The following is a 13,161-nucleotide window of genomic DNA, read 5'->3' on the forward strand; positions in this document are numbered from 1 at the left end:
AACAACAAGCCTTTTTTGTACAATTCACAACTTAACCATTTCCGATACCACTTGCTGTAACATGACCTGCCCGTAGCCTAAATACCCTAAACTGAGATTTGTTAGTTGGTACATTGTTTACTATGAGTATCCTTTTGGAACATAAAAAAAACAGCCTTTTATACACATAAGACTGTATAATTAGATAAATTATTATGTTATGGTACACTCTTTAACTATATATATAGTTCGAGCGGTCTTTTTATTTTGCAATACATAATTCGTCCTTGATTGGTTTTTCGATTTTGCATATGATTGTATTTAATGTAATTGCTTTGTTTTTCTTAGTATGAGCGCAATGGTCAATGGCTTATGAACCTTATGTTCAAGAAACGATGCAAGGTGAATTCTGTCCCGTATTTGTTATGGGAGATAACCGCAATAATAGTGACGACTCTCGAGCTTGGGGATTTCTCCCTATAGAAAACGTCGTTGGGAGATCTTTCTGGACGATATACCCTTTTAATTGTTTAGAGAGACTCGAATAATATTTAGAGGTGTAAGCATCTTATGTTGGAAATTGACTTACCAATAAAATTGCCGGATAGCTCTTTAGGATTCCCATTCAATAAAAGACCAGGGCAAGATGCTGGATATGACTTATTATCTTTAACCGATAAAATACTTTGGCCTTTTCAAAAAATAAAAATTCCCGTTAATATACAGGCAATTATTCCCCGAGGCTACTTTGGTCGTGTTACAGGTCGCTCGGGGTTAAGTTCGCAAGGTATTTTTATCATTCCCGGAACAGTTGACTCTGGTTATACTGGAATTTGGCAGGCCATTACTATCAATTTGAGTTTTTGGCCTAAGCGTGTGAAAGCTGGAGATCGAATAGCTCAAATGATTATGATCCCCTTTGCTAAGGTTAATTTCATTCCAGTTGATGAGTTACCCTCCACAGATCGAGGCGATAAAGGCTTTATGTCTTCAGGAGTCTAATAACGCAAAAATAAAATAGCATGTTGGATTAGTTATTAATCCAACATGCTATTTTAATATCTAATTATTCAACAGTTCACAATTTTATTTCTTTCTATTACACATTACCCTTGCAGGTAACCTTGACTACGCTATACTGAGAGTATATGGTGAGTATATGGTGTATATATAAAGTAATACAAAGGGGTGGCGTTACATGGCGGCAATGATTCCTTTTAGACTCGGGAAGGATTACACAATACGTTTCGATGCCTTGGTGAAACGTCTTGGGCTCAAGAGACCATTTTTGGTTCGTAATTTATTGTCCCTCGATCCAATTATAATTGATGATATTGAGGCCAAGGCCAAAACCTTGCGGGTCATAGACATCTACGACATTGCTATGGAAAACGATAAGAAAAACGAAAAAGTGCCTGATGTCATAACAATTAGATTGGACGAGGAACGAGAACGCCGCTTCGACGCTTTAGTCAAGAGTCTAGGTGCTGGAACTAAGGTTCAAGTCCTTCGAAATTTACTGTGCGGCGACCCTGGGACGATAGAATTAATTTGCATGAAAGCAAAGTCTATCCCTCTCGCCCCTCTTAAAGAGAAGGTGGCAGCTCATACAGTAAACTCTAAGGTTAACGAGGAAGTAAAGTTCGTTGAGCCAACGGATGCAATCGAAGAGTTAATTCGCAGGAAAATTTCTGAATTTGAAAGAGAATTAAGGGCTATATTTGCGGAGCAAAGGAACGCTTTGGTTGATGCAGAAGAAATACTCAACTTAGAAATAGGATACCTCACAGAGTCTTCAATCACCTCTCAGCAACCCACTGAGTCTCAAGCACAGGTAAGCCTCTTCACTGAGCTTCATGACGAGAGTGAACAAACACCAAAGAAACGAGGTAGGTCAAAGAGAGTTTCATCCGGCATTGATCGCTCGGATTCTAGAAGGCAAATCATCGAGCATCTCAATCAAATGACAGGCAAAAATTTTGGGTCTGATTCAGAAGAAGCAAAAAATGCAATAGATAAGATGTTGGATAAAGGTAGGGCGATTGATCAATTCATAAAGATAATTGATAATATGACCCCACTTTGGATCGAAAGTCCGGAAATGAATGTCCGCCTCTGTCCAGAGACATTATTTAGGGAAATCCACTGGGAGAAGTATCTCAACGCAAATCCAAACCCTGCTAAAGCACCTAAGGGATCAGGAAAACTCCCAGTTCCGCCCGAACTTAAGGGTAAGTATGACGATTTATATCTTTAGGTTATTTTCCAAGTGATGCTTTGGGCTGCGGCTCGACCTCGACTATGGCTTTTCACTAAGCCAGGGTTGTATTTGTAGGTGTAAAATCGGTTGCAATCTCATGTTATCATCATAGATGATTCTCTAGCGAATAGTTTTCTCAATGTTTAGCAGTACTTAATATAATAATTAAATAAAAATGGAAAAAGACCTTGAACAACAAGGGATTTTCCCATTTTAAGCATTATCTCTATCATTGATTCTATATGAGTGCCCTGGAGCATTTTTCCTAGTAGCTTTATACATTTTCCTCCAGTACGCCGCTTAAAACTTGCTAGGTGAGTATTTCGGTGTTGCAGCGGTTCTTCCGCTAATCTGAGTATCTAGATGCTTTTGAAGTCACTTGAGATTCTGTATCTTCTTTAATCCATTATAATGCGCAGTTATAATTACTCGTTTGTTACCATTGCTTCGGCGGGAGAAACCTTTTTTTGTCTTGAAGAGATTCCACGAGGCGTGTCTACACTCTGCTAGGCCGTGCAACACTATACCTATTTATTAGAAAGGGTGGGTAGAGTAATGCATTTGTACAATAACTGTGTCAATGTTGGAGGAAGAGTGTTTAGACGGCGGAGGACGAAATAACTACAATTATCTCAGTTTTGAAGAGCAGGATGAATTAGAAGGCGAAGACATCAACGATTGCGCGGACTACAATCCGAGGTAGAACGAACGTCTTTATAATTATAGGAGTTTTCGGTTTGGGGTTTCTTCTAAAAGGAGAGGCCCCATTTCTATCCAGCATGATATAATATAGATACCATTTTTTTCGAAAGAGGGTATATGGGTGGAAGATGAAATCGCAGATTCAGATGACGAACTTAAAAATACCATTTTGATAAATAAAATGATAAATGATAAAGCTGTATCGCTAGATGAGTGCATGAAAAAGCTAAAAGAGATGGTGAAAATAGATCGTTGGGATCGAATTGAAGGTATTATTTATGATGATCCGTACGTGCCATCTGCCAAGCATTCAGCCATAGTCGCAAATGATAGATCGGGAGTTCCGCGCTTGTTTTAAGGATCAAAAGTGCAGTGCTTTTTTCTTGACCATGCACCGTGTGGTTCAGCGAAATCAACTACGTCTATCCCGACCTAGCTGTAGTAGGTGATAGAGCAAAGACGCATGTCGAAGGGTGCATAGGGGTTCCAGAACTTATTATTGAGGTTATAGACCCCTCAACGGCACAAAAGGATAGAAAACATAAGTACAATAGGTACGAGCAGGTAGGTGCCAATGAGTATTGGTTAGTCGATCATAATGAAGAACTTGTAACTGCCTTCACCTTACAGGAAACCAACAGATATGGTAGACCCGATGTTTATACCGACACAGATATTGTATCTATATCAACTATCCCTGACATTGTAATTGATTTGAACACTTTGTTGATTACGAAAACAAGCCCTCATAACAGTAAAAGCTCCGACCCAGTTAAGAGGGAGGAACTATATTGGCTTGCATAGCCACAATCAATCAATCAATCAATCTCAATCCATTTATTGATTAGTAGTTTCTTCTAATGGTGTTCAATCTAAAATAAGGGTAGGGTATGCCTCTTATCCAAACAAATACACTGAGTATCAGAGTTGCCACTTTCCCCCAGGATTTTTTGTCCAAACGTAGCTATCATTGAAAAGCAAGGACCGATCATTGTAAAATACTGGGGAAGTTCTATTTGGCTTGTCCGCATCAAAATCCGGATCAACCCCGCTTATAATGCAAGCTGTTTTAATTTTAGTTTCAAGCACTGAATAAAGATAATTCATACCAGCATGGAAAGGATCTATGGCTTTGCGAGGCGAATTGGTTTTTGGTGAAGTTTGGCTACCGATAGTCACAGTGAAATTACTAATACTGTTAGAGAGTTCACAGGATTCTTCAGAAATAGATTAGTCCTGCAAAAACCGGAGGAATTCACGACAGAAACGGAAGCAGAAAAACCTGTAAAGGTAAAAAGAAAAAGCTTACTCCAAAACAGATTGAAGCAAGCTTTGAGGAAAGACATTTGGAACAAGCTAAGGGGGGGAAGAAAATTGAATCTAAAGAGTGTTTAGAATGTGGTCTAACGTTCGTTCCTACGGCCAATGGACAGCGATTTTGCTGTAAGGCTCATTCTAACGGATATCGGCAGAAGAAGCTGAGAGAACGTAGGATTGCTGAAGGGCTTTGTCCGGTTTGCGGGAGTGATATGCCGAAGGCACAGCCGTATGGGAAAAGGGAATCATTGTACTGTGAGAAGTGTACGGAGGCAAGGCGGGAGAGTAAGAGGAGGAGTAGGGATAAGCAAATGAGTTTATCTTAAATGCTTGATCCCTATTTATAGGATAAACAACCTCCACAACACTGTTTTGTTATAAACAATTCGCATCCTGAACATGCAGAATTCTCTTTACTTTTTATATTCTTAATTTCATCGAAGAATAAATTTCTGGGGGAAGAAGAAGTAAGTTCTTTAAGGTTTTTATATATGTTTAATTCAACACATGGTTGTATTGTCTCGCCATCAGGCAGAATTACTATTGAATTATTAGGTAACGAACATTGTCCACTAAGCCTACAATTGGTCTGGAGATAGCTTTTTTGTTCAGAAGAAAAAATACATAAGGGAGTAGCCCTAGAAATACGTACTTTTGTTCCAGTCAGCGTTACTTGGTTACAAAGAGAATAAACCAAATCGCCAAGGCTTTTTGTAAATTCCGCAGGGAACATAATGGAGACTGATACGGAATTAGCATATTCTTTAGAAATTGCTACAGCTTCTTTAAGCATTTCATTACTAAAAGAATCATTTACGTTAAACCTCAAAGCTATTTTTACCCTTTGATTTCTATAGGCTTTAATTTGTTCTAGTATAGTATTTCTAATATTTAAATTAAAAAGGTTAGTTCCATTAACGATTACGTTAGTAGGCTTTGTATAAATTGGTATGGTACCATTTGTAAAAATAGTTACTTTCTTTCCTTTGTTTTTCAAGAACAACACGGCTTCATTAATAAATTTCCATTTTGCAGGCTCTCCACCTATAAATGCGAATTTATTGCATTCATCTTTAAACTTATTGTAAATTTTTATAAAATTCACCCATGAGAGATAATCACTGAAATCCGTTTTATTCTTCTTAGAATAACAACCGGGACAACTTAAATTACATTCATAAGTAGGTACAATATAAATCTGCATTAACAATACTCCTCGTATAATAAATCTAGTTTCTGCCCCACGAGTTCAAAAAACTAATGGAACGTGGGGTATTAATATGACCAAAGAAAACTGGAAATTCATTTGTTTGGTCAACATCAACAAGATGCGCGCAGAATAACGCATACCCTATGCAGTCGTCGTGCCTGTGGGCAGTGTGGACAAGTCAACCCCTAAGGATAACTTCAAATTCGACTTGTCCAAAGCCTGTGGGAAAGCTCTTTTAAGACTGACCCAAAGAGGCTTTTCCATAGGCTGGCACTGTCCACAGGCTCAGAATGAGGAATACCTGATTAAAGATTCCTCAGATTGTTTTCTGACACAAAAAAGAGTATTCAATTTTGTTGGGATTTCAGGCAAAATGGTACCGTGAGGTTCGTTCTGGTAAGGCCTTTCACTCCTTGAGGCTTTTGACCTCTTTTGAAGTCTGACTGCCAGCCCACAATTTGAACTTTTAACTCGAAGGTTGCACAGCTTAAAGGGAACCCCTTCCGATGGTAGCAGATCGGCTGGATCCAAAGTCCTTTTAAGACAAGTGCTGATTCGGCGAGGTTGTTGACCTGTTGTGGTGCCTGGTCCCAACGTTAATCTTACAAAGTCTTTAACTCAGAAAGTGAGGTGATTTTAATTGAGTTTATTTGTCGGTATTGATGTGAGTTCCAGTGATTTTAAAGTGCGAATCTTAGATGAGCGGGGTAATGAACCGGTTAAAAAACTACGGGTTTTGAATGATAAGCCTGGTTGTGAGCAAATTGCCCGATATCTCTCTGAAGCCTGCGCTAAAGATAAAGAGGACCGGCTGGTTATTGGTCTAGAGGCCACTTCCGTGTACAGTTGGCCGTTACAAATGTTCTTGGCGGAAGACCCTTGCTTAGCACCAATGCATCCCCAAATTTATTCCTTTAACCCTAAGGTCGTTGCTAATTTCAAGAAGGCTTATGTGGACCTTCCCAAGAACGACTGGATTGATGCCTGGGTCATTGCCGAGCGTTTACGCTTCGGCCGACTCCCGGAGGGCTCTCAGATCGATTTCCGCTACTTACCGTTACAGCGCCTCACTCGCTTTCGTTGTCATCTGATTGAGATGATCTCCAGAGAGAAGACCTATTTTCTCACGAACTTGTTCTTGAAGTTTAGCACTCTTGCCCAAGGTGCGGTTTTTAGCAACACGTTCGGCGCTACTTCTGAATCCTTGACGCTTGAGTTTTTTTCTCCAGAAGAGGTTGCGGCTCGACCGCTTGATGAACTAATTGATTTCCTCATGGAGAAAGGAAGAAGTCATTTCGAGGATCCGGTAGCCAAAGCCAGAGAGTTGAAGGAAGCCGCCCGCAAGGCCCATCGACTACGTGGAAGTCTATTGCAACCCATTAACCTTATCCTGGCCACGAGCATCGAAACCATCCACACTTTAGAGAAGCAGGTAAAGAAAATCGATAAGGCGATTGAAGCAGAGATTAGGCATTTCCCTAATACACTCATTACCATTCCCGGTATTGGTCCTGTGCTTTCGGCGGGTATTATTGCTGAAATTGGAGACATCCGTCGTTTTCCGAATGAAGGAGCCTTAGCAAAGTTCATTGGGTTAACCTGGCGTTCTCACCAGTCAGGTAATTTTACGGCCGATGACACACCCTTAACCCGGACCGGCAACACCTACCTGCGCAGTTATATCATCCAGGCTGCTAACTTAGTACGCCAAAAGGAACCAGAGTACAAAGCCTTCTACCAACGTAAGTTTTCGGAAAGTAAGACTCACCATCATCGCCGTGCTCTCGTGCTTACTGCACGTAAACTCGTCCGTATGGTTGATGCTCTGCTACGCAGCAACCAAATCTATACACCACATGGCAATAGGGGGAATGCAAGCTAAGCATAAAACCTGATAATCAAACTCCCATTTTTGTAACTTATTCCCATGTACTTTTGGGGATGAGCAGGTTTTTTGTTGCCTTTTTTGACCTCGGTTATTAACTTACTAAAAATTTTGCTCACTTAGGGTCTTGACATATTACCGAAGGACTTCAATAATTAACCCCTAGGACAATCACAATCGTCATCCGGGCAATCATCGTCATCTGGGCAATCATTAGGGCAATCATAATCGTCATCTGGGCAATCATTAGGACAATCACAATCGTCATCTGGGCAATCATTAGGGCAATCACAATCGTCGTCTGGGCAATCATTAGGGCAATCACAATCGTCATCTGGGCAGCCATAATCTTCATTCGGGCGACCTTGAAAAGTTTCTAAAAATTGTCCAACTAAAACATCGGGTAGAACTTCTTCCTCTTCCTTGAATTCATATTTTAATTGATCGTAGTTTGTTATATTTAATCCGCAATGATGGCAACTAAATTGTGATATAATAACTTTTCTTTTGATAACAGAAGATGTTTCAGCATCTTCTTGCATTAAACTCAATGATCTTGAAAGCAAAGCATCTTTCTTACAGGCTGGACAAATAATTAATTTATCTTTTTTAATTATTGTATAATCTTGTGTTGCAGTTTTTTGTATTCTTTCTTCTTCTGTTAATTCCTCGAAGTAATGGTTTTTGGCTCTGGCTATTTTTTCAATAAGTTTATTCATTATCTCATTGTCAATATGAGTTTTATACTTCTCAAGTGTAGACACAACATAATCCTTTTTTATAAAATCACTAACGTTTAGAATTAATTCAGATAGAAGATCTTTAATAAATGGGTATATATAGGCGATTAATAGTTTTTTTGAATCTTTGTTGCTACTATAATACTCAAAATGTTTACGACTATTACAAAGGCCATTTAACTTTTTTAATTCATTTAAATATTGGCCCGGAAGTTCAGAGAAATACCCCAAAAGGTTAATACAATCAAACCATTTAATGGTATTTGGGGGATAGACTTTTTTTATTACTTTAATTAGATCCGTATTACCATATAACAATAAATCATGATCTATTTTATCATAAATGATAAATTCATTTTTCTCCTTTAAATAATATTTCATTAACAGTTCAACACCATTATGAATATTACATATTGCATTTCGATAATCTACTTCATCTTTAGCCCCTATTAATGTCTTATAACCAGAAGTTAAGCAAAGACTAATATTAGTTTGCAAATTAATTAAGTTGGTTTGTGTTTGTTCAGTGTTTGTCATTTGAATATCTATCTCCTAACAAATTTAATTCCGTATGCCTTTTTCTAAATATGGCTAACTGTTTATTTATTCTTTATTAAACATAAAAATCCCTTTTTATTTGACAAATTATTTTGATTTAATAACCAGATTTGGAAATCTATATGAAGAATTCTAAGAGTTAGCTAACTAAAGGTGCACTGATTTAAAGACAATAGCTACAAGATTCATCTAAGAAAGGCCTTATCCTACGAAGCAGGAAGGGCCTTTCTTGATGTTGGATCGGAATAGTGGTAGGTGTCTTGACTATCGACTGTGGACCGTGGACGATAGACCTTCAAAGATAAAATAAGGGAAGGGCAACCAGGTTGCAGGAAATAGGTAATGAATGGTGAATAATGGGAAGTAGTAAATATGGTTTTTGGAATATGATTTTATGTAAATTTCAATTTTAAATTACCTATAAATGTAATTAAAGTTAATTATTTAGGGTGAGGTATTCGAGGGGTGTACGCCTTAAATAACCCCATGGAAACTGTTTAGACGCGTCAGGTATCCCTAGGACGTTATCCGACACTTGGATGGAAAAGTAGGAGGGAGACCTTGAGGTATACAGTTAGAAGTATTGTACATTTTCCACATGATGTATTTGGGGGGCCTATACAGTCCTTAACCATTAATCTTTGTGACGATGTATGGACTTTTCAACCTACTAAATTAAATAATCCAATAATTATTCGTGGTCTCATTACTCCTAACGAAGTCGGTTTAATTGAAGAAGCTAATAAGCAAAGGTTTGTGGAAATTAAAGTTATAACTGATGCGGAGGATATGATACAGTCCTGGCTTATAGCTCAAAATATTGTAGAGACATTCTGTTCTTGGTTAACATTCCTTTCACTTAGTCCATATAGGATTATTAAATGGCTTGATAGCAGTGCTTCTGAAGAAAATAAATTAGTCGTAGGAATGTCATATAGAGCCCCAAAGGATGTAGAATCACCAATTCAAAGCCATTCTTATTCGCCAGCTCTGAACTATGATTTTGGAATTTGGTTAAAGGATAATATCCCTTTAAATTTGGTTTATCCACTTCGTTGTTATAGAAAGGGGAAAATTTCAGACAGAGAAGAAGAAAAGATAATATTATGGGTGACTGCTTTAGAGGGGATTTCTGAACTATTACACTGCCAGGGAGCTCAGAAAATAATATGTGAGAATTGCGGGGCTGAAATTTTTGAAAGCCCAATTGCAAGTAAAGATGGAATATTAAATTTCATTCGAGAAATATTAGGTTATTCAAGAAAGAAGATATACGAACCTATTTGGCATGTCCGAAGTAAATTTATTCACTCTGATCTTATTAAAGGACTAAAATATAACACTGAACAAATCAGTGTTATTATGGAAGCTACGGAAGCTTTATTAGTTTCCACTATTTCGTACTATGTTTTAACACAAACCAATATACCATTTAAGAACAAGGATTTAATTTTAAACAATTATCATTTTGAACATCCCTTCTTTGGACAGTACATTCAACAGAGAGAAAAACTTGAGAAACTCAAACAAATATAAATGTTTGACGCATCGGATAACAGTGAATTCCCGAAATCTGGGCTATATGAAATGTAATGCACGAAACGTTATGCGCAATCTCCAGTCAAAAAGACTAATGAGCTTGCATAAGTAGAATTAAGAAAGAATAGATAAGCGGTACGCTGAACAAGAATCAGGTTCACTTTCCCACATACCCGTAACGACTGACTTACACCGTTACTTCGCATTATTCTACTGATACCCGTTACTCATAATTGCGGAAGAACCGTTGCAGCGCCACCAGTACGCTCCGTACTATACCACTGTCGCTCAGAATGAGCCACTCTGTTGTTGGTTGAACCACTAGCTGAATATTATAGTCGATTGTTTAGGAATGTTTGGTATTTCTTTAATTCGCGTAATATTGAAGGCAAAGTAAACCCTTATTAGCACCAATTGCACTAGTAGACTAAATGGGCCTTTGACGAATATACTTTTGCCATATAATCGGTCTAATATATCAATTGACACCTGCTATTCATGAATCCACAAATTTAGATTCCAGTCATAACCCGCTTTTACTTTTAAATTATTAAGAGCAATTGCGATCCCAACACTTGATAGGGTACTATTGCATAATTTAGAGCTATTCCAAATACTTTTAATATGAACTAAATGAGGGTGTAAATTAAGTGCCGGATTTAAATCTTCATTGTTTTTAAATAAATAGGGGAATTTATGAATCATAATAGTATCAAAATTCGCTTCGCCGATGCTTATTGATACGCACCCACAATATTGGAGATGTTGATAAAAAATCTCATTTGTTGGAATTTCTATCTTCGTTAAAAATGGTTGTATTAATTGACTATACGTATCAAAAGATACATTAAATTGAGGTATGAAACTCAAGTATTTTACTAAGTAAATTAAAGATAGTATATTTATCTGTTTTGTAGTTAATTTGGGGATAATAGTGAGTGCTTCGTTAAGAACTAATTTTATGAAGGGTTCTCCCGGATTTATAGTTCTTTTAATTAAAACTTCAACTAATAAATCAGAGATTTCTTTATCTCCAAGTCTTGCATAACTTTTTTGGACCTCAAAAATCGATGAACGTATATCAGGATCTTCAGTGTTGTTTATCGATTCGGGAGATTCTTCCGCTAGACGCTTTAAATATTTATTAAGTATTTCCTCTGCACGTTCATTTACCAGTTTTTTAACCTTTTCCCCTAAATCATAGAAATTATTTTCAAATACATCCATGGAAACTTGTCTTACTTCAGTATAACTTAGACCCTGATTTACCACTACTGTAACTTTATCTCCCTGAATATTTGTCGAACCATCCCCCGCTTGTATTTCCTTTTTATCTCCGAGCATTTTTATCACCTATAGTAACGTTTACGTCGTTACCACCTTGAACATTATTTGAATTATCTCCTGAAGTAATACTTTGACTTGTGTGTTTCATTTTCTTGACACAATAACCTATTAAGCTGATGACAAAAGTCAAAACTGCGACACCTATTCCACTAAAAATCCAATCTTTATTGCCTACAATCCAATTCAATATTATTAGCCCCTAACATAATATATTTATAGGTAATATATACATATTAAGGACTAAATTGGTCAATGTCTATGTTTGTGCGTATCTAATTAAAGGATATTTTTCCGTAAAATCTTTTTCGAATCCACATTTATTGCATCTATGTGTATATTCAAGATGTTTTTCGAACATCCTTATATTTTCTGTAGGTAGCATTTCTCCTTTCTTACAAGAGTCACATATATACTTAACTCCAACCGGTTTGACAGCAAAAGTTTCTTCCACTAGATACCTCCCCCTTTTGAACAAAATAAAAAAGCCCTTTTCCATAGGCTTATGCGTCATCAATCCAATTTATCTTGTTATATCGTCTCATCCGTCTACTACGCACTAGTTGTTTCCGCCTTATACGCACTAAGCTTACGACTTACAGCTCCGAGGGTATCTAGATCTAATGGCATTAGATTTCCCTCCAAGCACCGCTATATCCGCGATAAAATTTACTATCATCAGGGTCAGGATAAAATACAATACAATCAGACTATATCCTTCTACTACAGGGGGATCTGGCTCCGTACTCAACTTTGCTAAACTCCCATTTAAAGAATGATTAAGCTATGAAACCAACCAAAATAAAAGACAGACCCTAAGATATAAAAATATTTTAGCTATTTTGAACAACGGAAGACGTATGTAGACCTTGGCATCAACTGCTGAGGCCTTTTTTGTGTTATAAAACCTAAATTCATCCGTTTATCATTTTAAAGACAGGATTCCCCTTACTTTGCAATGAAGTTATGCGATGATTAGGTGATCTTGAGTTAGTTCCCTAAACCGTATACAAAAAGGCGCTCCAAGCGAGGATCATTGCGAAATTAGCTGTTTTATCTAGAATTAGGACATGAATAAATATAAGCCAGCTACTCATAAAGTTTTGGAGAATGATAAATTCCAAGAACTTATGCTTAACCAGTTTGCTAAATGCTTAAACTCTTGGCAAATAACTCAAATCAAATTTATATTTCATTTAAGTATTAGTAATTTCTTCAGTTCCTGTATTGATTCCGAAGGCAATATTTCCAACAAATGCTTAAGTCCTGCGCTAAATATTAAGCCGAGCATTACTCTATCTCTTTGATGCCTGTCCATAAAAGGAGTTCCATCATATTCCCATTTGTGTTCGGCGCTTGTGTGGGCATCCCATTCCTCGATGCTCATTTTTTGAGGTTCTGCCGTGGGAACTAAATAACTTTTAGGTAATCCGCAATGCTCTAATGCTTCATAAGAAAATGCATTAAGATCAAGTATATATTTTGCAGTATGTCCTTTAGCCTTTAAATCTCCAATGTGCATAATTTCTTTTTTAATAAACTCTTCAGACCAACTTATTATATTCGAATTGTTATCCATTTAAATTCCTCCATAACCTTTCTGGAGTAATATGGGCAAACATCGAGT

The 13,161-nt window shown here is 37.3% G+C and carries 15 protein-coding genes; 9 read left to right on the plus strand and 6 right to left on the minus strand.

The features are described from left to right. Positions 1-404 precede the first annotated feature (404 nt). From BUB11_RS28100 to BUB11_RS01200, 7 genes are all read left to right on the plus strand, one after another. The gene (locus tag BUB11_RS28100) at positions 405-527 is read left to right on the plus strand and encodes a S26 family signal peptidase (protein ID WP_427846295.1); all 123 of its coding nucleotides are present in this window, start codon (positions 405-407) and stop codon (positions 525-527) included. A gap of 22 nt (positions 528-549) precedes the next feature. Continuing rightward, entirely contained in the window at positions 550-981 is a 432-nt protein-coding gene (locus BUB11_RS01180) for a dCTP deaminase domain-containing protein (protein WP_073027216.1), read from the plus strand. A 196-nt stretch (positions 982-1,177) separates the two neighbouring features. Further along, positions 1,178-2,236 (plus strand): conserved phage C-terminal domain-containing protein, encoded by a 1,059-nt coding sequence (locus BUB11_RS01185; protein ID WP_073027217.1) that lies wholly within the window; start codon positions 1,178-1,180, stop codon positions 2,234-2,236. Positions 2,237-2,813: 577 nt separating this feature from the next. Further along, complete coding sequence (locus BUB11_RS28675) at positions 2,814-2,942, plus strand: hypothetical protein (RefSeq protein WP_282433970.1); 129 nt, start codon at positions 2,814-2,816, stop codon at positions 2,940-2,942. Positions 2,943-3,062: 120 nt separating this feature from the next. After that, positions 3,063-3,299, plus strand: coding sequence for a hypothetical protein (locus BUB11_RS01190; RefSeq protein WP_073027219.1), 237 nt, complete (start codon positions 3,063-3,065; stop codon positions 3,297-3,299). 38 nt (positions 3,300-3,337) lie between these two features. Beyond that, the gene (locus BUB11_RS01195; protein WP_073027221.1) at positions 3,338-3,745 is read left to right on the plus strand and encodes a Uma2 family endonuclease; all 408 of its coding nucleotides are present in this window, start codon (positions 3,338-3,340) and stop codon (positions 3,743-3,745) included. A gap of 542 nt (positions 3,746-4,287) precedes the next feature. Beyond that, positions 4,288-4,584: a hypothetical protein gene (locus tag BUB11_RS01200; RefSeq protein WP_073027223.1), complete on the plus strand. Its 297-nt coding sequence runs from the start codon at positions 4,288-4,290 to the stop codon at positions 4,582-4,584. Between the two features lie 11 nt (positions 4,585-4,595). Here the strand turns inward: BUB11_RS01200 and BUB11_RS01205 are convergent, their stop codons facing one another. Next, positions 4,596-5,462: a radical SAM protein gene (locus tag BUB11_RS01205; protein WP_073027225.1), complete on the minus strand. Its 867-nt coding sequence runs from the start codon at positions 5,460-5,462 to the stop codon at positions 4,596-4,598. A gap of 646 nt (positions 5,463-6,108) precedes the next feature. On the opposite strand from BUB11_RS01205, the gene BUB11_RS01215 reads away from it, so the two are divergent. Beyond that, positions 6,109-7,350: an IS110 family RNA-guided transposase gene (locus BUB11_RS01215; RefSeq protein ID WP_073027227.1), complete on the plus strand. Its 1,242-nt coding sequence runs from the start codon at positions 6,109-6,111 to the stop codon at positions 7,348-7,350. 158 nt (positions 7,351-7,508) lie between these two features. Here the strand turns inward: BUB11_RS01215 and BUB11_RS01220 are convergent, their stop codons facing one another. Then, positions 7,509-8,630 (minus strand): hypothetical protein, encoded by a 1,122-nt coding sequence (locus BUB11_RS01220; RefSeq protein ID WP_073027229.1) that lies wholly within the window; start codon positions 8,628-8,630, stop codon positions 7,509-7,511. Between the two features lie 582 nt (positions 8,631-9,212). On the opposite strand from BUB11_RS01220, the gene BUB11_RS01225 reads away from it, so the two are divergent. After that, positions 9,213-10,187 (plus strand): hypothetical protein, encoded by a 975-nt coding sequence (locus BUB11_RS01225; RefSeq protein WP_073027231.1) that lies wholly within the window; start codon positions 9,213-9,215, stop codon positions 10,185-10,187. A gap of 495 nt (positions 10,188-10,682) precedes the next feature. Here BUB11_RS01225 and BUB11_RS01230 read toward each other — a convergent pair whose 3' ends face one another. The 4 genes from BUB11_RS01230 to BUB11_RS01245 all read right to left on the minus strand — a co-directional run bounded on the left by BUB11_RS01230 (position 10,683) and on the right by BUB11_RS01245 (position 13,113). Continuing rightward, positions 10,683-11,534, minus strand: a complete 852-nt coding sequence (locus BUB11_RS01230; RefSeq protein ID WP_073027233.1) for an LPO_1073/Vpar_1526 family protein — start codon at positions 11,532-11,534, stop codon at positions 10,683-10,685. Continuing rightward, the gene (locus tag BUB11_RS01235; RefSeq protein WP_073027235.1) at positions 11,521-11,724 is read right to left on the minus strand and encodes a hypothetical protein; all 204 of its coding nucleotides are present in this window, start codon (positions 11,722-11,724) and stop codon (positions 11,521-11,523) included. The genes BUB11_RS01230 and BUB11_RS01235 overlap by 14 nt, the downstream gene beginning before the upstream one ends. Before the next feature lie 69 nt (positions 11,725-11,793). Further along, positions 11,794-11,988 (minus strand): hypothetical protein, encoded by a 195-nt coding sequence (locus BUB11_RS01240; protein ID WP_073027237.1) that lies wholly within the window; start codon positions 11,986-11,988, stop codon positions 11,794-11,796. A 738-nt stretch (positions 11,989-12,726) separates the two neighbouring features. Continuing rightward, positions 12,727-13,113, minus strand: coding sequence for a hypothetical protein (locus tag BUB11_RS01245; RefSeq protein ID WP_073027239.1), 387 nt, complete (start codon positions 13,111-13,113; stop codon positions 12,727-12,729). Positions 13,114-13,161 lie beyond the last annotated feature (48 nt).

This window comes from Desulfosporosinus lacus DSM 15449 (assembly GCF_900129935.1).
Lineage (GTDB): Bacteria > Bacillota > Desulfitobacteriia > Desulfitobacteriales > Desulfitobacteriaceae > Desulfosporosinus > Desulfosporosinus lacus.

What these genes read in the sequence shown, in the direction of transcription:
- BUB11_RS28100 (WP_427846295.1), top strand. Translation starts at nt 405, where the DNA reads ATGGGAGATAACCGCAATAATAGTGACGACTCTCGAGCTTGGGGATTT.
- BUB11_RS01180 (WP_073027216.1), top strand. Translation starts at nt 550, where the DNA reads ATGTTGGAAATTGACTTACCAATAAAATTGCCGGATAGCTCTTTAGGA.
- BUB11_RS01185 (WP_073027217.1), top strand. Translation starts at nt 1,178, where the DNA reads ATGGCGGCAATGATTCCTTTTAGACTCGGGAAGGATTACACAATACGT.
- BUB11_RS01205 (WP_073027225.1), bottom strand. Translation starts at nt 5,462, where the DNA reads ATGCAGATTTATATTGTACCTACTTATGAATGTAATTTAAGTTGTCCC.
- BUB11_RS01220 (WP_073027229.1), bottom strand. Translation starts at nt 8,630, where the DNA reads ATGACAAACACTGAACAAACACAAACCAACTTAATTAATTTGCAAACT.
- BUB11_RS01230 (WP_073027233.1), bottom strand. Translation starts at nt 11,534, where the DNA reads ATGCTCGGAGATAAAAAGGAAATACAAGCGGGGGATGGTTCGACAAAT.
- BUB11_RS01245 (WP_073027239.1), bottom strand. Translation starts at nt 13,113, where the DNA reads ATGGATAACAATTCGAATATAATAAGTTGGTCTGAAGAGTTTATTAAA.